The 20,025-nt window shown below is 50.5% G+C and carries 17 protein-coding genes and 3 pseudogenes; 8 read left to right on the top strand and 12 right to left on the bottom strand.

What is annotated here, in order from left to right; genetic code table 11:
• Positions 1-2: 2 nt before the first annotated feature.
• The gene (locus tag JNC80_RS16870) at positions 3-704 is read left to right on the top strand and encodes an ABC transporter ATP-binding protein (RefSeq protein WP_376710969.1); all 702 of its coding nucleotides are present in this window, start codon (positions 3-5) and stop codon (positions 702-704) included.
• A gap of 34 nt (positions 705-738) precedes the next feature.
• On the opposite strand, the pseudogene JNC80_RS16865 reads toward JNC80_RS16870, so the two are convergent.
• Together JNC80_RS16865 and JNC80_RS16860 are read right to left on the bottom strand one after the other, a co-directional pair.
• Positions 739-1,142, bottom strand: a pseudogene (locus tag JNC80_RS16865) (transposase); the annotation flags it as partial.
• A 164-nt stretch (positions 1,143-1,306) separates the two neighbouring features.
• A pseudogene (locus JNC80_RS16860) lies at positions 1,307-1,621 on the bottom strand (transposase domain-containing protein); the annotation flags it as partial.
• Between the two features lie 150 nt (positions 1,622-1,771).
• Between JNC80_RS16860 and JNC80_RS16855 the strand changes: the two are divergent.
• Positions 1,772-2,566 (top strand): transposase, encoded by a 795-nt coding sequence (locus JNC80_RS16855; RefSeq protein WP_376710968.1) that lies wholly within the window; start codon positions 1,772-1,774, stop codon positions 2,564-2,566.
• Here the strand turns inward: JNC80_RS16855 and JNC80_RS16850 are convergent.
• The 3 genes and pseudogenes from JNC80_RS16850 to JNC80_RS16840 all read right to left on the bottom strand — a co-directional run.
• Positions 2,532-2,770, bottom strand: a pseudogene (locus tag JNC80_RS16850) (IS3 family transposase); the annotation flags it as partial. The gene JNC80_RS16855 and the pseudogene JNC80_RS16850 overlap by 35 nt on opposite strands.
• 84 nt (positions 2,771-2,854) lie before the next feature.
• Positions 2,855-3,268: a site-specific integrase gene (locus JNC80_RS16845; RefSeq protein WP_376710983.1), complete on the bottom strand. Its 414-nt coding sequence runs from the start codon at positions 3,266-3,268 to the stop codon at positions 2,855-2,857.
• Positions 3,269-3,280: 12 nt separating this feature from the next.
• Complete coding sequence (locus JNC80_RS16840) at positions 3,281-3,472, bottom strand: site-specific integrase (RefSeq protein ID WP_376710967.1); 192 nt, start codon at positions 3,470-3,472, stop codon at positions 3,281-3,283.
• A gap of 428 nt (positions 3,473-3,900) precedes the next feature.
• On the opposite strand from JNC80_RS16840, the gene JNC80_RS16835 reads away from it, so the two are divergent.
• The 3 genes from JNC80_RS16835 (at position 3,901) to JNC80_RS16825 (ending at position 6,365) form a co-directional block, all read left to right on the top strand.
• Entirely contained in the window at positions 3,901-4,110 is a 210-nt protein-coding gene (locus tag JNC80_RS16835; RefSeq protein ID WP_116088899.1) for a hypothetical protein, read from the top strand.
• A 174-nt stretch (positions 4,111-4,284) separates the two neighbouring features.
• On the top strand, positions 4,285-5,337 hold the full coding sequence (locus tag JNC80_RS16830; protein WP_151160126.1) for a sensor domain-containing diguanylate cyclase: 1,053 nt from the start codon (positions 4,285-4,287) through the stop codon (positions 5,335-5,337).
• Between the two features lie 185 nt (positions 5,338-5,522).
• Positions 5,523-6,365 (top strand): endonuclease/exonuclease/phosphatase family protein, encoded by an 843-nt coding sequence (locus tag JNC80_RS16825; protein WP_175576120.1) that lies wholly within the window; start codon positions 5,523-5,525, stop codon positions 6,363-6,365.
• Here JNC80_RS16825 and cls read toward each other — a convergent pair.
• Both cls and JNC80_RS16815 read right to left on the bottom strand, forming a co-directional pair.
• Positions 6,362-7,834, bottom strand: a complete 1,473-nt coding sequence (gene cls, locus JNC80_RS16820) for a cardiolipin synthase (protein WP_116088901.1) — start codon at positions 7,832-7,834, stop codon at positions 6,362-6,364. The two genes, JNC80_RS16825 and cls, sit on opposite strands and share 4 nt — an antisense overlap.
• A gap of 287 nt (positions 7,835-8,121) precedes the next feature.
• Positions 8,122-9,189, bottom strand: coding sequence for a linear amide C-N hydrolase (locus JNC80_RS16815; protein WP_376710966.1), 1,068 nt, complete (start codon positions 9,187-9,189; stop codon positions 8,122-8,124).
• Between the two features lie 417 nt (positions 9,190-9,606).
• Between JNC80_RS16815 and JNC80_RS16810 the strand changes: the two genes are divergently transcribed.
• Both JNC80_RS16810 and JNC80_RS16805 read left to right on the top strand, forming a co-directional pair.
• Positions 9,607-10,176 carry an HdeD family acid-resistance protein gene (locus tag JNC80_RS16810; RefSeq protein ID WP_022712447.1) on the top strand — a complete coding sequence of 190 codons (570 nt, stop codon included), beginning with the start codon at positions 9,607-9,609 and terminating at the stop codon, positions 10,174-10,176.
• A gap of 132 nt (positions 10,177-10,308) precedes the next feature.
• Positions 10,309-11,898 carry a peptide chain release factor 3 gene (locus JNC80_RS16805; protein ID WP_306402370.1) on the top strand — a complete coding sequence of 530 codons (1,590 nt, stop codon included), beginning with the start codon at positions 10,309-10,311 and terminating at the stop codon, positions 11,896-11,898.
• A gap of 96 nt (positions 11,899-11,994) precedes the next feature.
• Here the strand turns inward: JNC80_RS16805 and JNC80_RS16800 are convergent, their stop codons facing one another.
• The 4 genes from JNC80_RS16800 to ubiE form a co-directional block, all read right to left on the bottom strand.
• A complete protein-coding gene (locus JNC80_RS16800) occupies positions 11,995-13,314 on the bottom strand; it encodes an ammonium transporter (protein ID WP_376710965.1) in 1,320 nt (439 codons plus the stop codon).
• 300 nt (positions 13,315-13,614) lie between these two features.
• Complete coding sequence (gene coaBC / locus JNC80_RS16795; protein WP_376710982.1) at positions 13,615-14,994, bottom strand: bifunctional phosphopantothenoylcysteine decarboxylase/phosphopantothenate--cysteine ligase CoaBC; 1,380 nt, start codon at positions 14,992-14,994, stop codon at positions 13,615-13,617.
• A gap of 86 nt (positions 14,995-15,080) precedes the next feature.
• Complete coding sequence (gene ubiB / locus JNC80_RS16790) at positions 15,081-16,649, bottom strand: 2-polyprenylphenol 6-hydroxylase (protein ID WP_376710964.1); 1,569 nt, start codon at positions 16,647-16,649, stop codon at positions 15,081-15,083.
• A 76-nt stretch (positions 16,650-16,725) separates the two neighbouring features.
• Complete coding sequence (ubiE, locus tag JNC80_RS16785; RefSeq protein ID WP_022712442.1) at positions 16,726-17,553, bottom strand: bifunctional demethylmenaquinone methyltransferase/2-methoxy-6-polyprenyl-1,4-benzoquinol methylase UbiE; 828 nt, start codon at positions 17,551-17,553, stop codon at positions 16,726-16,728.
• Between the two features lie 411 nt (positions 17,554-17,964).
• Between ubiE and upp the strand changes: the two genes are divergently transcribed.
• On the top strand, positions 17,965-18,591 hold the full coding sequence (gene upp / locus JNC80_RS16780; RefSeq protein ID WP_183956655.1) for a uracil phosphoribosyltransferase: 627 nt from the start codon (positions 17,965-17,967) through the stop codon (positions 18,589-18,591).
• A gap of 101 nt (positions 18,592-18,692) precedes the next feature.
• Here upp and deoA read toward each other — a convergent pair whose 3' ends face one another.
• Positions 18,693-20,006 (bottom strand): thymidine phosphorylase, encoded by a 1,314-nt coding sequence (deoA, locus tag JNC80_RS16775; protein ID WP_376710963.1) that lies wholly within the window; start codon positions 20,004-20,006, stop codon positions 18,693-18,695.
• Positions 20,007-20,025: the final 19 nt, after the last annotated feature.

The following is a 20,025-nucleotide window of genomic DNA, read 5'->3' as shown; positions in this document are numbered from 1 at the left end:
CAATGCAGCAAGTAAATAGTACCCCAATCGTTAGCGTTAAAAATGTTTTCAAACATTTCGGCGAAGGCGAGACACGCGTTGACGCTCTGAAAGATGTCTCACTCGACATTCTCCCTGGTGAAGTTGTTGCACTGCTTGGACCATCTGGCTCTGGTAAAACAACACTTCTCAATGTCATTGGCTGCATTCTGGAGCCATCAAGTGGCTACGTTCATTTGGATAATGAAGTCGTCTATAACAATCGCTGGCTAAGAAATGATCTGAGACGATTGCGCCTAGATAAAATAGGCTTCATTTTCCAATTTCATAATCTGCTACCTTTTCTCAACGCTACCGACAATGTTGCGCTTGTGCTCGAACTGGCAGGCAAAGACAGCACTTTCGCTCGTAATCGTGCAATCGAACTGCTGCATTATCTTGAAGTCGGACATCGCAAAGCCGCTATGCCTGCTCAACTATCCGGAGGCGAAGCTCAACGCGTCGCTATTGCTCGCGCTCTGGCCAACAGCCCGCGCATAATTCTTGCTGACGAGCCTACCGCAGCACTCGATTCCAAACGTGCCGGAATTGTGATGGATTTACTACGTAAACTCGCATCAGAGCAAAATGCTTGTATTATCGCCGTCACCCATGATGAAAAAATATTCGACCGCTTTGATCAGATATTTCATTTGAGAGACGGACGTCTTGATGGCCAAGTATAAGCCAAGTGTCCGCTATTCGCTATAATTGGCGTATAATCTTGCTGATGAGGGAGGCGGAAACGTCTGCATCATACATTTCTTTGAAGAAAGCCTCGACTTTTCTATTCGTTACGCCCTTGGCATAAAGTGATAAGATTTGGTCATCCATACTGATGACAGGTGTTTGATGCTTTTTTATCGGCTACGGCTCGAATGAACCGTCACGATCTCGGGGAATTTCCAGGATTAATTGACCATCCGGAGAAGATACTGTTTTTCACTAAAGCCATTACGGGCATTAGACGATTTTCTAGGTGCATGTTTTTCATAAGCACGATGTTCGGAAAGCTCTGTGTTAAGAACTGCTTCGATCGTGAACTTTTTGATAATAGAGGATATTTGGTTTAAATCCCCATGAGATTTCAAACTTTTAGCTAATTTCAGAGCTAAGTTTTCAATCTTGGGACGGAGGGACACCACAAATGAGATCCGGGGACAGATCGGCGATCAACGGCCCCATGTCAAAAATATCTTTCAAATCGCGTTGAATGACATGATGACCTAAATTGTGGCGATAAGTTTCAATAACTGGAGACCATGCATCATAGTAAGCGATGTTTCGATCACACCTTGCTTGGATAATTCCATGGTAAAAGTTGGTCAATTTGGTTTTGTTTATGGCCATTGACGATTGCAGTTAGCGTGCTTGTCAGCCACTTTTGCGGATCGATGGCATTGAGCTTACAAGTCTCGATTAGCGAGGCGATTGTTGCCCAGTTTTGGGCTCCTGCTTCATGGCCTGCAAAGAGCGCATTTTTTCTATTCAATGCGATTGGGCGGATGGTTCGCTCGACACTGTTGTTATCCAGTTCCACACGTCCGTCGTATAAGAATAGGCAGAGGCCGTCCCAGTATTTGGCGATATATTTTAAAGCCTCTCTTTTGGGGAGTTCCTGACATTCGGAATCGAAGGTACTGGCTCATATGGCGCGGGCCTTTCTCGATTTTTGTTGGCTCAAGGCCACAATGTAATCGAAGTTACTCGGCCCAATCGCCAGCTGCGATACACGCAAGGAAAAACAGACTGTTTGGATGCAGAAGGAGCAGCGCGATCCGTTTTATCTGGGCAAGCAACAGCACGACCCAAAACACAAACGGGATCATCTGAGATGATCAGGCATTTAAAAATTGCACGCGATACAGCTGTAAAATCACGCTCACAGGCAATGGTGACGCTAAAAACGTTGATTATTAACGCACCTGCCGATCTTCGTGACGCGTTGGATCAAGTCCGCGGAAAAGTTGCATTGATCCGGCATATTGCAGCGTTCAGACCAGGTGACATCAGCACTCCATTGGCCTCTGCAAAAGCAGCAATGCGTGCATTGGCCCGTCGTTGGCTTTGGTTGCATGAAGAAATAACCGCACACGATAGGGAACTGGAACGCCTTGTTACTGAACGCGCACCAGATTTGATGGCATCTCACGGTATTGCAACGCTGACAATCGCTGAGATGCTGATCCTCGTTGGCGACGATCCAACGCGCATCCGTTCAGAAGCCGCTTTCGCAAAGCTCTGCGGTGTTTGTCCGATACCAGCATCAAGCGGCAAAACACATAGGTTCCGACTTAACCGAGGCGGTAATCGACAAGCTAACGCCGCCCTTTATCGCGTCGCAATCGTCAGAATGCGAAATCACGAACCGACGCTTGCCTATGTCAAGAAACGCATCAAAGATGGAAAATGGACTTGCTTCGTAAAAGTGGAGAGGCGTTTTGTATTAAACAGAGATAGCACGGTTTGTCTGAACAGATTCGAGCGTTTCTTTAAGTGGATTTTCGCCGCGATTATTCTGCTACCATTATTGGTGTCAGAGCGTTAAAGCAAACCTGATCCGAGGTCTCCCGTTTAAGCGATGAAAGTGGGCGTTGGCAGTTATAGAAGGTCAGATATCGACCGACGCCAATACTAGCTTCGGATACGCTTTTGTAAGCGCGAGGATAGCCCTCCTCGTATTTGATCGACCGCCAGAGAAGCTCAAAAAACATTTTCACGGTAAACGCTTTTTTCCTTCCATTGAAATGGAGGGAAACCGTACCACTCTAACAACATTGAGGGTTTCCAGCACGATTCCCGGCGTTGTGCGAGCTAGGCAATAAGCTTGAGATGCTTACGCTCTAGCTTCACCAGAGTGGTTAACAGCATTAATGGCGTTTACAACATCGCGTGCCTTTCGCGTAATAACAGTCTGTTCAAGATGGGCATATCGCATCGTTGTACGAATATCAGAATGACCAAGCACGGCTTTGACTTCTTGGATCGACAATCCATTTTGAATAAGGCGTGTAGCATGCGTATGAAGAAGCGTGTGAATAGTGCAATCGTCAAGGCCAGCACGACGAAACGCCTTGCGGATGGCAACTGCTGAATATCCTCTCTTCTCTCCCGCCTTGTTAACGAAAACGAATAACGCATTACTCTCCCGCAGACGACGGCGGAGGATCGTTTCCACGCGATCAGTCATGTAGATCACGCTCTCATTTTGAACTTTGGATCTCCACAGACGTATTTCACCTCTGTTTATATCAATGTCCTTTCAAGCGAGATTAGCGATTTCGCTATAGCGTGCGCCAGTATCGATAAGCATAACGACAAGATCATAATTGTCCTGCATCCATTTCTGACGATGCTCTCTACGAGACGGATCAGCAGATAGACCCTTTGTGACACGCTTAGGGGAAAGCTCATGCAGCAATCGACGCTCTTCCTCGATACTCAGATATCGCATTCTGGAGTTAGGTGTTCTGATGCTGGGCACAGTAATTGACGGGCTTTGATATCCGTCCTTCCCAGCATGGGCAGCATAACTTAAAATAAATGGCCTCCGGCAAACCCGGTACGGTTCAGAATCACTTTTGAAGCCAATCCATAAACGTTATGCGCATAATGTCACAGCATGCATGAAAATAGGTTATAAATTTCAATCTCAAACAAACTAGAAGACTTTCATAATGTTGGTATTTTTGTTGGTACAGGCCGCAACATGAAAATAAAAAATAACGTTAAATCATAATGTTAAATAATTTTTCACAGTCCTCTTCTGGCACCATATAAAGACTGCTACCAAGGTCTTTAACAAAAACACCCGCGCAAGCGGGTTTTTTTGTATCTGCATTTCATCCGCACAATATCCCCCTCTCCTCAGCAGGAAACATTATGGAAACTGTCGCAATTGACAATCGCAGCGAATTTGCTCTCTGGGCTATTCAGCGCGCGCAGGAAATCGTTACGCAGCAAGGCGCCGCACTGGCAATGGCAGCACGCGATATGAATGAAGAAGAACTGGCCAGAACTGCAGCCGATCTCGGCTCAGCCATTTCCGATGCCTTGATTGATGTTTTCGACGGATTAATGGTTCAGGAATAATTCGGATATTTTTTATCAGATTATCCCGTTTCCTTTTTTGTAAGAGCGCACTAATATTATTGTAACATCTGCTGGCGAAACGAAAAAACACCAAACACGACCAGCAGCACTGCCGTTTATACGACCCGTCTTCGCATGCCACCTTTCTTATAAAACAGAAATCTGGAACATATCTTGATCAGTCAGAATGCTACCCGGCCATTTGAAATCCCTGCGAATGAAGCTGAACGTCTTGTATCTGTTCGCAGCCTGCTTCCTTCTCAGTTCACAATTACAGATGAGCTGAACATTCTCACAACGCTTGTCAAAAATATTTTCCACGCGGCATCCTGCGCCGTGACGATTATTGATGAAGACTGGCAACGCATCGCCTCAACGGCAGGTATCAAGGCGGAAGACTGTCCGCGTGAGCAATCTGCATGTACCTATGTCGTCAAATCCGGCCGTCAGTTTATTGTGCAGGATATGACGAGCGATCCCGCTTTCAACAGCAAAAACTATGTTACCGGCGATCCGTCCTTCCGCTTTTATGCAGGGTTTCCGCTGGAGATTGATACAGGGCTGACATTGGGTGCCTTGTGCATCATTGATACAAAGCCACGCACCCTGAGCGATGATGATTGTGAGGAGATGCGCCGCTTTGCCCTTCTCGCCAGCGCCCTGCTCCGGCTGCAGCGCAAGAATGTTGTTTTACAAAATGACAAAACCAATTTATGGAAAAATTCTCTGACTGATCCGCTGACGCAGCTCTACAATCGCCGCGCATTGAAGGAATATGTCTCGCCGTTTCTCCGTCAGCATTTTGATGAAAAACGCTCTGCTGGCATCCTGTTGCTGGATATGGATAATTTCAAAACCATCAATGACACGCACGGACATCCGGCCGGTGACAGATTGTTGCGGCAGGCGGCAGAAAGAATCCGTTCCGTTCTGGGGTCTGATGATATTCCCGTCCGTATCGGCGGCGATGAATTTTGTATCATTCTGCCGGAAACACAAAGCGATGATACGCTGAAAACGATTGCCGACTGTCTGGTTGATGCATTTCGCATCCCGTTCAAAATCAACGGGCATGATATTCATTCAGCTGTCAGTATCGGCACATTGCTGGTACCGGAGGACGGCCGCACCAGCGAGCAAATGTCCCGTCATGCGGATAAAGCACTTTACACAGCCAAAGCCCGTGGCCGAAATTGTGCCGTCCGTTTTGACAAGTCGATGCTTTAGACCTGTTTAAACCGTATTCTTGGGCTATAAATATACGAGAGTATCATCTGCGGGTCTGGCAAAAATCACGCATGATATTGCTCGGGGTCATTCAGCACCCTATATACACGATCTCTGACTGCACTATTCCGGCACCTTAACAACATCCGGAGATGCTCTAGTGATCTGCAATGAGGAAACTGCGCTTGCGTAAGAAATTGCATGACAGGAAATTACCCCAGACGGTTCTGAGAGCAATACGCAACCGGCGCGGCTACCGGCCGCTGGCAGATAATAATCCGAGCGGCGATACAATCGTCGCCTCTTACAATGTCCATAAATGTATCGGCATTGACAAAAAATTCGACCCCGAACGCACGGCTCAGGTCATCTCCGAACTGAATGCCGATATCATCGCTATTCAGGAAGCGGATAAGCGTTTTGGTGAACGCCACGGCCTGCTCAATCTGCAACATCTGGAGAGAGACAGTGGCTTAGTGCCGGTGCCGATCCAGACTATGTCGCCCAACGGCCATGGCTGGCATGGCAATCTGCTGCTGTTCCGGCAGGGGCTTATCAGAGATATTCACCAGCTGAAATTACCGGGTGTGGAGCCGCGCGGTGCCGTGGTTGCAGATATTGATCTGGAGGAAGGCCCGCTGCGGATTATTGCCGCGCATTTCGGCCTGCTGAAACATTCCCGTTCCCGTCAGGCAGAAACCCTGCTCTCGATGATCCGTGAGGATAATGAGCGTCCGACCATCCTGATCGGCGATCTCAATGAATGGCGCGTCGGCAAAGGCTCCTCGCTGGCAACTTTGCAACCGGTGTTCAACCTCACAGCGGGTGCTGTTCCGAGCTTTCCATCAAGATTTCCGGTATTGGCGCTGGATCGTATCCTCAGCAGCCCGCAAAAGCTTGTTACCTCGGTAGAAGTACATAACACGCCGCTTGCCCGTATCGCATCGGATCACCTGCCCATCAAAGCCCATCTCGACCTCAGAGCACTGGACTTACCCAATCCGATGCAAGCGCGCTTTTCTGCTTAAAGATAAGGCGACCCCAGCCAGACAATCCGCTCCAGCAAACGGCGGGAGAATGGCCGCGCCTTCAGATCGGCCAGCTTGACACCTGTACCCAGCGCGACATGCTGATCGATGCGTCTGGAAATGGATTTCGCCGTTCCGGCATCATAGACTTCAAGATCAATCTCAAAGTTCAGACGCAGAGAACGCGGGTCAAGATTGCTCGAGCCGACATAAGCCCAGACATCATCGACGCTCATCAGCTTCGAGTGATTGAACGCGCCTTTGGCTCGCCAGATCCGGCAACCGTCTTTCAGCAACTGATCGAACTGCGCCGTCATCGCCATATCCACCAGCACCAGATTATTCTGCGCAGGCACAACAATATCAACAGTAACACCACGCCGCGCAGCCGTTACCAGCGCACTGACCAGTTCACGATCCGGCAGCAGATAGGGCGTCATGATACGGATATGTTTTTCAGCGACGGAAAAAGCACCCATCATGATTTTATGATTGGTTTCAAGACTCTTATCCGGCCCCGAAGGCACAGCACGCACCAGCAGCCCTTCACCGGGTGAAAAAGCCGGCGGCGTCACAGACCATGCGGCACCGCTTAAATGCTCATCGGTGGTAAAGCGCCAGTCCTCGGATGCCGTATTGAACAAATCTGTCACGACCGGCCCTGTCAGGCGAAAATGTGTATCCTGTGCCGCATGATCGCGGGCAAATTCTGTCGTAAAGCCCGCACGGATATTCATACCGCCGGTAAAAGCAATTTCCCCGTCGATAATCAGAATTTTACGGTGCGTACGCAGATTGGCATAAGGCAAACGCAGCCCCATAATCAGCTTGCCGTTAAACACCTCTGCCTGCACGGTCTTGGAGCGCAGCAAACCAACGATACTCGGCGTGGAATAACGGGCGCCGACAGCATCCACCAGCACGCGGACTTCCACACCGCGGATAACGGCCTTGCCAAGCGCCTCGGCAAATTGCTTGCCGATTTCATCATTATCAAAAATATAGGTTTCCAGCAGAATGCTGCGTTTTGCCCTGCCTATTGCTTCCAGCATGGCTGCATAGGCGATATCACCGCTCTGCAAAACCTCAATATTATTGCCCGATGTCAGATTACAGCGACTGACAACATCGCCCAGCCGTTTCATCGCAATAAAATTATTGCCGCTGGCATCGCGCACTTCATCCGGCGAGGCATCATAATGCGACAAGTGATAAAGCTCGATATCGGTCATGCCCGCACGCTGCATACTCAGCGAGGTTCGTCTGATACGGTTCACACCGGCAATGGCATAGACCACGGCACCGATAATCGGCGACAGCATGATAACGCCGACCCACCCGAGAGCGGAGCGGACCTCCTCTTTGGTCATAGTCGCATGAATGGCAGCAATCGCACCGATAATCAGCGAAAAACCAAGCACAATATGCGGCCAGTAAACCGGCCAATATGAAATCAACGCGTCAAACATGCAGGCAAATTATCAGCAATCACCGAGCTTTGGCAAAAGAATTTCGCGCCTGATTTATAATACACAGCTCTTAAAAGCCGTATACTCTCATAGCCGTCTTTGAGAATATATTCGCAACACATCCACCCGCCGCATTTGCAGCTATAACAACAAAAAACATCTCTCATCAAAACACCTCCCTTTGATCCTTTCAAACCAAAGGGAGGCAGCATCGCAAATTATTGAAACAACTCCGAGCCTGATAACAAGCAATCAGCTCAGCAGCGAATTATATAATAAACCGGTCATCAAAATGATGCCTGTTTAACCTTTTGGAACTTCGCCGTTACATCTCCTGACAGATTAAAATTATCGGGCTTGAGGAACATGACAGGGGCTCCTTTCGCCAGATTGAACTTGTTTAAATCCGCCCAAACAACGTTCAGACTGGTTGTCATTTCAAAATAGTAGCGTTTTTTTGCCAGGTTAGAGACCGTACGATACTCCGTATTATACTGTCCGGAATCCTTATACGGTGCACCAAACGGTACTGAAACATTTCGCGCAACGGACAACATGGTGGAAACCGCTTCATGATCGGTTTTAGGCTCCGGTATAGTACGGAGATAATAGGAGGCACGCTGGAACCGATCTGTCGGGCTGACATTTCCGGGAAGTGGCGTTTCTCTGCTCGCATTAGAAAAATCAAGCTTTTTTAACAATGCAAGCTGTTTATCGTAAGAAGGATCATTCGTCACCACCCGATAATCAGGATTGTGATAAACAACAGCCTTACCATTTATATATTCAACAATAGCAGAGTCACCGGCAGCATCCTCCAATGCCAGATGAACGGTCGCTTTAGTGCCCCCGTTCACCTCAACCATCACGGGCTGAATTTTATCAAGCAGCATAAGCGCCTCTGAAACCGTTGCTGCACTGTCAAGCGCGTATTGAGCCCAAAGCGCCGCCTGTAGTCCGGGCTTACTTGTGTCCCGCGTACCAAAATCAGTCGAGGTTAAATAGAGAAGATGCGCTCCCAGACCACGTTCATTGAAACCATCAACCGTTCCAACGCCAAACATCGTGGTGACCATGCTTCCATATTTGGATGTCCATTTCAGCGGATTTTTCGCAACAACAGTTTTATGATCGAGTTGCCCCCCATTACGAGATATACCCCGCGGGAAAACATTAATAACCGGCTCAGTCGTAACCGGCCAATCCGTCGTACGCCCTACTACGACACCAAGTTTATTGTTCCAAAGGAGGCGGGTACAGGCCTCTGCATTGAACGCAGGAAATAAGCTGAACGGGACAATAGCTGTAGCAATGGCAATACTGCTTGAGAGCACTTTGCAAAATGTTTTTTTCATCTAGTAAATCCAGTTATTAAAATTAAAACAAACATGACTTAAACTTAAAATTTTGTTGTTTAAGCTGTCAGGCATCCAGAACATGCAGAGCTGTTGCAGTCTGTGGGAGTCAAAGCGATCATAGCCTGCCTGTCTGGAGCACAGACAGGTATACCCCGTATCGATAAGGTTGAAATCTCCAACTTAATGCCAATTAAAAATTGAAACCCACCTGAAAAATGGAGGCAATTACAGCATATTCATTTTAAAAACACAGAGCAAAACCTGCAGTTCCCGACCCGTTTTTCAGCCGCATTAAAGATCCTGATTTTAATATAGTGAAGCAGGATCACATTATAATCATTTGAATTTTGCAATAAATTTAATATGATCATCTTTTAATAAGAGTTGCGTTACTTCATCAACAGGATGACACTCATGTCTTTATCATCAGATATTAAAACTCCGGCACAAGCCATCAGCTCCCTCACTCATAAATGGGGCTGGTTTATCGTTCTGGGCATTGTCATGCTGATGCTCGGTGGTATTGCTTTCGGTAATCTCGTTTTTGCGACCGTGGCATCGGTCTATTACGTAGGTATCACTATTCTGATTGCTGGTATTGTTGAAATCATCCATGCATTCAGTGTTCAGACATGGAAGAGCTTCTTCTTCTGGATGATCAGCGGTGCGCTTTATGCGGCAGCCGGTGTTCTGACCTTCCTCAACCCGCTGCTCGCATCCAGCATTTTCACAATCTTCATCGCCGCCGCACTGCTTGGTTCGGGTGTATTCCGTATGTGGGTCGCGTTTCAGAGCCGCAGCGTTAAAGGCTGGGGCTGGATGCTCGCCGGTGGTCTCATCACTGCCCTCGCCGGTATCGTTATTGCAATCGGCTGGCCAGTCAACAGCCTGTGGATTCTCGGCATGTTCCTTGCCATTGATCTGGTCTTCCAGGGCTGGGCAATGATCGCACTGGGCTTTGGCCTCAAGACCATGCGCGGCTAACGCCATCCATAAGCAATAAGGGCGTTTTCTGCTTTCAACGGCAGAAAATGCCCTTTTGCATTTCAGGTCGACGAACTGCCACGATGCTGCTAGAAGGCACACCTGTCCAATTTTATATTATCCGAGCTCTTTATGCCTGAACAAACGACCCCCGCCTCGCATCGTCGCACATTCGCGATCATTGCGCATCCGGACGCCGGTAAAACCACGCTGACTGAAAAACTGCTGCTATTCGGCGGCGCTATTCAGCTTGCCGGTGAAGTTAAGGCAAAGAAAGACCGCATCCAGACCCGTTCCGACTGGATGAATATTGAGCGCGACCGCGGTATTTCCGTTGTCACCTCGGTGATGACCTTTGAATATAAAGATTGCATCTTCAACCTGCTCGATACACCGGGTCACGAAGACTTTGCGGATGACACCTATCGCACGCTCACAGCCGTTGACAGTGCCGTCATGGTAATCGATGCCGCAAAAGGCATCGAACCGCGTACGCTGAAACTGTTTGAAGTCTGCCGTATGCGTGACATTCCGATTGTCACTTTCATCAACAAGATGGACCGTGAAGCCCGCGACCCGTTTGAAATTCTCGACGAGATCGAAGAAAAACTGGCGCTGGATACCGCACCCATCACATGGCCGATCGGTTCCGGCAAAAGCTTTGCCGGCACCTATGATCTGCACAACAATACTATCCGCCGTCAGGATACCGAAGAGCAGCCGACACCGGTCAGCGGCCCTGACGATGCGCTGGCTGCCGGTCTGCTGCCGGAAAATGAACGCGAAAACTTCGTTGAAAGCGTGGAAATGGCACGCGGCGTCTGCCGTGAGTTTGATCTGCAGTCGTTCCGTGAAGGTCATCTGACACCGGTTTATTTCGGCTCTGCGCTGAAGAAATTCGGTGTGCGCGATCTGATTGAAGCTTTCTGCGATTACGGCCCGAGCCCGCGTGCTCAGGACGCCGATACCCGCCGTGTTGAAGCCGATGAAGAAAAAATGACCGGCTTTGTCTTCAAAATTCAGGCGAATATGGATCCGAACCACCGCGACCGCATCGCCTTCCTGCGCGTCTGCTCCGGCAAACTGTCCCGTGGCATGAAAGCCAAGCTGGTGCGCACCGGCAAGCCGATGAGTCTTTCCGCTCCGCAGTTCTTCTTTGCCCGGTCACGTCAGATCGCCGATGAAGCTTTTGCCGGTGACGTGGTTGGCATTCCGAACCACGGAACTCTGCGCATTGGTGACACGCTGACCGAGGGTGAAGACCTGCTGTTCCGTGGCGTACCAAACTTCGCGCCGGAAATTCTGCGTCGCGTGCGTCTTGATGATGCAATGAAGGCCAAGAAACTGCGCGAAGCTCTCCAGCAGATGGCTGAAGAAGGCGTGGTACAGCTGTTCCTGCCGGATGACGGCTCTCCGGCGATTGTCGGCGTGGTCGGCGCGCTGCAGATCGACGTTCTGACCGAGCGTCTCAAGATTGAATATTCGCTGCCAGTCGGCTTTGAAATGTCACGCTTCAGCCTGTGCCGCTGGATTTCTTCCGATGATCCGGCTGAGTTGAACCGTTTCATCGCTACCCATCGCGCTGATATTGCTCATGATCTGGACAATGATCCGGTCTATTTGACGCCAAATGCATTCTCGCTGAATTATGAAGCAGAACGCTGGAAAGCCATCAAATTTGCCGCGATCAAAGATTATCAGGTTCGCGACATTAAGAAGTAACCCAAAAATCCGCGCAACCGGTTTCTGCTGTCATCTTCTGCGGATGGTCTGACAGAACCGGTTACGCGGCAGCCCCTCTGCGGCTGAACTTGTTTTTTATGAATGCACAGTCTCGCCGTGCAGATTGATATCGAGGCCTTCGATTTCCGTGGCCTTAGACACTCGCAGCCCCATGAATATTCTGATGACAAAAACAATCAGGGCAGTCATCAGCGCCGTATAAAGCATGGTCACCACCACACCATAAAGCTGCTTAAGAACCGTCGCGCCTTCCGAGAGCGGATTGATCGCCGCATCTGCAAACAGGCCGGTGAGAAGCGCGCCGATAATACCGCCGACACCATGCACACCAAAAGCATCCAGACTATCGTCATAGCCGAGCCAGTGCTTAAGTTTGACCGCCGCGAAATAACAGCCTGCACCGGACGCCACGCCGATTATCAGCGCCCCTGCCGGATTAACAAAGCCTGCAGCCGGTGTAATCCCCACAAGACCAGCCACCGCGCCGGAAATAATACCCAGCACACTCGGCCGCTTTGTCGCCAGCCATTCCACAACCATCCAGCTCAGCGCAGCCGCAGCAGCGGCAACCTGCGTATTCACCATGGCCACGGCAGCAATACCATTGGCACCACCGGCAGAACCGGCATTGAAACCAAACCAGCCAACCCAAAGCAGCGATGCACCAATCAGCGAATAGACCAGATTATGCGGTGCCATATTCACCTGTCCGTAGCCGTCACGCTTGCCCAGCATTAACGCCACAACCAGACCGGCAATACCCGAATTGATATGCACGACCGTGCCACCGGCAAAATCCAGCACGCCGTCACCACCGAGAAAACCGCCGCCCCACACCCAATGCGCCACCGGCACATAGACAATGAACAGCCACAAAATGGTGAAGATCAGCAGCGCTGAGAATTTCATCCGCTCGGCAAATGCACCGACAATCAGCGCGGGCGTGATGATCGCAAATGTCATCTGAAAGGTGATAAACACATATTCAGGAATTGTGCCGGTCAGGGATGCCGGAGTGACACCCGCAAAAAACGCTTTCGACAATCCGCCGATAAAAGCATTGGCACTGCCGCCGTCACTGAAAGCCAGCGAGTAACCGGCCACCATCCACAATACGGAAGCCACACAGGCAATTGCAAAACTTTGCATAGTGGTTGCAAGCACATTCTTACCGCGCACCATGCCGCCATAAAACAGTGCCACACCCGGTATGGTCATCAGCAAAACCAGCACTGTGGAGGTCAGCATCCACGCGGTATCACCGGTGTCTGCTACAGCTGTCGCATCCTGCGCAAATGCCTGCGCATATGGAAAAACTATCAATACAGCCAAAGCACCGAATGCAGTTTTGATTGAACTGCGTGCTGATAATCTGGGCTCTCTGAAAATAAGCATCAAAATCTCCCGTATCTGCCGGAAGCCCCGCAACAGGCAGGCTTCTGTGGCTCAACAGAGACAAAGCAATTTTCATGCCAAACTGTGAAAAATCATTAATTGGGAGCAAGGTTAAAATAATAAGCTGCTGATTTTATGTTAAAAATATTTCCGCTTAAAAAATGGATTTTTTAACGACAAGTAATATTGATATTCGTTGAGCACAAAGAGCAGACACTCGTCAAAAGCAGACTTGCCTAAAAATAAAGCAGCACATATATGCAAGCCTTATTTTTAGGCAATCAATTTAAGAGTAATTATTCAGCTTAAAGAAGCAGCAATCTTTTCAGCCAGCCGCAATGCCACTTCATCCTTATCCAGCAGCGGCCATTCGTCCACGCCATCACGGCTGACCAGCAGCACCTGATTATGATCGCCGCCCATCACGCTGGAACCATCCTCGGCAAAGCTCACATTGTTGGCAACAATCCAGTTCGCGCCCTTTTTATCCAGCTTCTTGCGGGCATTTTCGACCACATTTTGCGTCTCGGCAGCGAAACCGACAACGAGACGCGGACGCTGTGCGTGATGGCCGATCGTCGCCAGAATGTCGGGGTTTTCCACCATCTGCAAAGACGGCGCCGCCTCGCCCGCCTGTTTTTTAATCTTCTGATCCGCCGCATTGGCTGTGCGCCAGTCTGCAACAGCCGCAACCATCACCGCCGCATCAGCAGGCAATTGCGCCTCAACAGCATCGCGCATTTGCCGCGCTGTCTCCACATGGATGGTTTTAACACCTTGCGGATCAGGAATGGTCACCGGCCCCGCTACCAGCCGCACATCCGCACCAAGCCGCGCCAGAGCCGCAGCAATCGCATGCCCCTGCTTGCCCGACGAGCGATTGGCAATATAGCGTACCGGATCAATCGGCTCATGGGTTGGACCCGATGTAATGATGATCTTCTTTCCAGCCAGCGGCAAAGACTGCACGGGTAACAGCAATTGCTCGATCTTCGCCACGATCTGCAAAGGCTCACTCATGCGCCCTGTGCCTGCCTCGCCTTTCTCAGCCATTTCACCACGCTCAGGGACGATAAAATGCACACCATCCTGATGCAGCACTTTCACATTGCGTTGTGTTGCCGGATTATTCCACATCGCCGGATTCATTGCAGGCGCTATCAATACCGGCACTTTGCGCGCCAGCAGAATAGCCGCTGCCAGATCACCGCCCAGCCCTGCCACCATCTGCGCCATACGATCAGCAGTCGCAGGAGCTACCACAATCAGGTCAGCATCACGCGCCAGCCTGATATGACCTACATCCTGTTCATCCTCACGGGAAAACAAATCCGTATAAACATGGTCGGCAGCCAAAGCACCGACAGACAGCGGCGTAATAAAAGCCTGCGCGGACTCTGTCATCACCGGTCGCACCTGCGCGCCACGCTCTTTCAAACGACGGATCAGATCCAGCACCTTATAGGCAGCAATACCACCACCAATAATCAGCAATATCCGCTTGCCGCTCAAGCTCTGGACAACAGGGTCAGATGCCGGAGCCAAAGGCGCAGACACCTGCGTTTCACCCGACAACAGAACCCGCACCTCTTCTTCCATAGAGCGGCCATTGGCTGCCGCCTGACGGCGCAGTGCCTCTTTTACATCTTCATCAAGATTACGGATTGTGATGCTGGCCATCATTAAAGCCCCGACAAAAAAGCGATACTCCTTTCAGAATACCGCTTTTAAACTCAGATTTGCAATCATTTATGCAATCAATGCAATCAAAAGAGCAATTTTACCGTCAGGATCACCACGCAGACCGCTATCACAATCTGGGCAATCCGGCCTGAGCGCGTATGCCGTGCTTCTGCTTTGCCGATAGCTGCAGCGGTCGCATCATCAAAACGCAGACCATTGGCAGCCATATTGTCCAGTTCACCGGAAAGCCGCTCCAGCCGTTTGGTCAGCTCCGGTGTCTGACGCATGAAATGCAGCAATGCCATGCCACTTTCTTTTACATCAGCCGCAATACCGACAGGCCCCAGATTTTTACGGATCCAGCCACCGACAACCGGCTCCGCCGACTTCCACATATTGAAATTCGGATCGAGTGTACGCGACACACCCTCAACCACAACCATAGTCTTTTGCAACATAATCAATTCGGCACGGGTTTCCATGTCGAAAAGCTCTGTTACTTCAAACAACAGGGTCAAAAGCTTGGCCATAGAAATGGTTTCCGCAGGCTGTCCATGGATCGGCTCGCCAATCGCACGAATGGCCTGCGCAAAGCTCGCCACATCATGATGATGCGGCACATAGCCCGCTTCAAAATGCACCTCGGCCACACGGCGATAATCGCGCGTGATAAAACCATAGAGAATTTCTGCCAGAAAACGGCGCTGCTGCTTATTGAGACGGCCGGTAATGCCAAAATCCACTGCAACAATTGTGCCTTTTGCATCCACAAACAGATTGCCCGGATGCATATCCGCATGGAAAAAACCATCGCGCAGCGTATGGCGCAGGAAGGACTGGATCAATGTACGCGCCAGTTTCTGCAGATCAAAACCGGCAGCACGCAGGCCATCGACATCCGACATTTTAATGCCGTCAATCCATTCCATGGTCAGCACATCGCGGCCGGTGCGCTCCCAATCCACGGCAGGCACACGAAAACCTTCGTCACCCTTGATATTTTCGGCAATTTCAGACAATGCCGCCGCTTCCAGCCGCAAATCCATCTCGATGCGTGTGGTTTGCGCAAGCGTTTCAGCCACCATGACCGGACGCAGACGGCGTGTCACCGGCACAAAGCGCTCCTGCAGGCGTGCGACCATGAAGAAGCCTTCGAGATCCTGCGCGAAACGCTGACGCACACCCGGACGAATGACTTTCACCGCAACTTTGCGCGTACTGCCAACAAAAGCCGGATGCACCTGCGCCATAGAGGCGGCAGCAATCGGCGCATCAAATTCCGTATAGAGATCATCAATTGTGCGGCCGAGCGAGCCCTCAACCGTGCGCTTTGCAGCCTCTTCAGAGAAGAAATCCATCCGGTCCTGCAAAAGCTGCAAATCATCCGCAACTTCCTTGCCGACGAAATCCGGACGCGTCGCCAGAAACTGACCGAGCTTTACATAAGAAGGCCCCAACCGGTTCATCGCCCGCGACATGCGTTCTGAGCGCGCTGTATCGCGCGAGCGTTTACGTGCCAGAGCCCCTGCAACACGGTGAGCAAAAGCAGGTAAACCGCTCAGGCCTTCTGCCGGCAATGCGCTGATTACACCTTCACGGGTCATCACCCAACCGGCATGGATCAGTCGGAAACTAGCAGCAATGCGGCCCATAACTCACTCACTTTACAGAGCGCATTCCGGAAATCCTGTAGTCATTTCCGGAATTAAAATGCGCGGGAAATAATAATCAGATTTTCCAGCCAGAATGCAGGCTGGCAATACCGCCGGTGAAATTGCGCCATGTCACACGGGAAAAACCGGCCGCTGTGATCATATTGGCAAAATCCTGCTGTTTCGGGAATTTGCGGATGGATTCAACCAGATATTTGTAGGATTCCGCATCACCGGTCACCATTTTGCCAATGGCCGGAATGGCATGGAACGACCACTGATCATAAATTTTATCCAGCAGCGGCATTTCCACTTCGGAGAATTCGAGGCAGAGGAAACGGCCGCCCGGTTTCAGCACGCGGAAAGCCTCCTCCAGCGCCCAGTCAATATGCGGCACATTGCGGATACCGAAAGCAATCGTATAGGCGTCAAAGGAATTATCGTCGAAAGGCAGTTTTTCAGCATTGGCCTCGACAAAATCCACATTATTCAGCAGGCCTTTTTTGGCCGCCCGCTCCTGCCCGACAGCCAGCATGGAACCATTAATATCAAGCACAGTTGTATGCGCCTGACGGTCTGATGCTTCAACAATACGGAACGCAATATCACCGGTACCACCGGCCACATCGAGCGAACGCCAGTTCTGAATATGCGACGGGATTTTCGGCGGTGCCAGCCAGGCAACCATCGCATCTTTCCATGCACGGTGCAGACCGGCGGACATCAGATCATTCATCACATCATAGCGCTTGGCTACACTGTGAAAAACTTCATTCACCAGCCCCTGTTTGGACTCTTCATCGACTTTCTGAAAGCCGAAAGAATTCTCCATACCACCATGGGCACCGACACGGCTCTCATCTGCACCCTGATCCACGGTAGAATTTTCGTGTTGCTGGCTCATTTATTTATCCTGTCCTGCCCGCCCAACTTACCCGTCGGAACCAAAGCACTGCATAGAGACCCGAAACTGCAAATTTCAAGCTATGCCTGATGAAACATCTGCCCAGTAGCATATAAAGGCTGGGCGCGATGTTACAAGCAAATACGGCAAAGTTTGATATGACTTAACAAAATTTGCGTCGCAAAGCGCCGGTAATAATGATTCTTTTGGCGCATAAAACCCGTCACAGTTTCGTGTAGCTCTGCGCATTCATCCATAAAGCCTGCATTCTCTTTGAGAGAATTGTATAAAACGGGATAAATTTAAGCCCTGCTGCTTTTCCATACCTGTATTTTCGCTTATTGCGGTCTGGAAAATTCATCGGCTTCGGCTAATAATGCAAAAAATAAATTTTGAAAGCAGCGGGATATTATGAGCGTTACGGTAGTTAGTCATCCGCTTGTTCAGCACAAGCTCACCATTATGCGCATGAAAGAAACTTCAACCGCCAGCTTCCGGCGGTTGCTGAAAGAAATTTCCCTTCTGCTTTGCTATGAAGTGACCCGCGATCTCGATCTGACAACCACCATGATCGAAACACCGATGCAGCCGATGGAATCGCCAATCCTCGACGGCAAGAAGCTGGTTTTCGCATCCATCCTGCGTGCCGGTAATGGTCTGCTGGAAGGTATGCTTGATCTGGTGCCTGCGGCACGCGTTGCCCATATCGGTCTCTATCGCGATCACAAGACTTTGCAGCCGGTGGAATATTACTTCAAAGCACCGGAAGATATCGTCAACCGCCTGATTATTGTGGTTGATCCGATGCTGGCAACCGGCAATTCTGCTGTTGAAGCGATCACCAAGCTGAAAGAACGCGGCGCAAGCAATATCCGCTTCCTCTGCCTGCTGGCAGCGCCGGAAGGCATCAAGCATTTTGCGGAAGTGCATCCGGATGTGCCGATCTACACAGCGGCCATTGATGAGAAGCTGAATGAAGACGGCTATATTGTTCCCGGTCTTGGTGATGCCGGTGACCGTATGTACGGCACCAAATAACTAAAAAGCGACCGTATGTACGGTACCAAATAGTAAAGATTGCGACCGTATGGTCGGCACCAAAGATGAAATAAAAAACGGCGCTCTGAGCGCCGTTTTTTTTATGCGGTTACGGTTTCATAAATCACCGGATTGAGCTGCGGTTCACTATCACTCAGCATCATCGCTTGCCGCACCATCTGCACCGCCTGATCGGCTTTGTCTTGCGTCTGCGCATGAACCAGCGCCAGCACGTCACCCGCTTTGACTGCGCTGCCCAACGGCAGAATATTGGTCACACCGACTGAAGGGTCGATCTGATCCTGCGGGCGCATACGCCCACCGCCCAATGCGACAACGCTCATACCGACTGCACGTGTATCAATGGCGCTGATATAGCCATCGCGCTCAGCACACACCTGCACCTGAAGAGGTGCAACCGGCAGATAATGTGCTGCTCTTTCAACGAAATCCGCAGGTCCGCCAAGGCCAGAAACCATACGGCCGAATTTTTCTGCTGCACTGCCATTATCCAGAGCTGTTTGCGCTTTTGCCAGACCATCAGCAACAGTTTGAGCCAGCCCTGCTGTGACCAGCATATGGGCGGCAAAATTCAGCACAACTTCCGCGAGACGCGACTGCCGTTTGGCACCGGTCAGGAAATCAACCGCATTGCGCACTTCCACTGCATTACCGGCACAATCATCCAGCGGCTCGTTCATATCGGTAATCAGCGCACTGGTCGGTAACCCCGCACCATTAGCCACCTGCACCAGACTTTGCGCCAAAGCCTGCGAAGCTTCAAATGTCGGCATGAAAGCACCGCTGCCGGTTTTCACATCCAGCACAAGCCCGCCAATACCGGAAGCCAGCTTTTTGGAAAGAATAGAGGCGGTAATCAACGGAATGGATTCCACCGTCGCGGTCACATCACGCACGGCATAAAAGCGCTTATCCGCCGGAGCGAGGTCGCCGGTCGGGCCGATAATGGCGCAACCGCAATCGCGCACAACTTTGTCGAACAAAGCCTTATCAGGATAGCTCTGATAACCGGGAATGGCATCCATTTTGTCCAGCGTACCACCGGTATGGCCAAGGCCGCGACCGGAAATCATCGGCACATAGGCACCGCAGGCAGCAACAATCGGTGCCAACATCAGCGAAACATTATCGCCCACACCGCCTGTCGAATGTTTATCTACCACAGGCCCGTCAAGATCGCGCCACTCCAGCACATCGCCGGAATATTGCATGGCCGTTGTCAGCGCCACAGCCTCATCACGGGTCATACCATTGAAATAAACCGCCATGCCAAAGGCGGCAATCTGCCCTTCACTCACACTGCCATCGGTAATACCGCGCACAAATGCCTTGATTTGCTCCGCACTCAAAATCTGCTTATCGCGTTTTGCCCGAATGATTTCCTGTGGCAGCATAGCGGCACCTTTTTAACGA

This window comes from Pseudochrobactrum lubricantis (genome assembly GCF_041929865.1).
Taxonomy (GTDB): domain Bacteria; phylum Pseudomonadota; class Alphaproteobacteria; order Rhizobiales; family Rhizobiaceae; genus Pseudochrobactrum; species Pseudochrobactrum saccharolyticum.
This window is presented reverse-complemented; position numbering and strand designations above follow the sequence as displayed.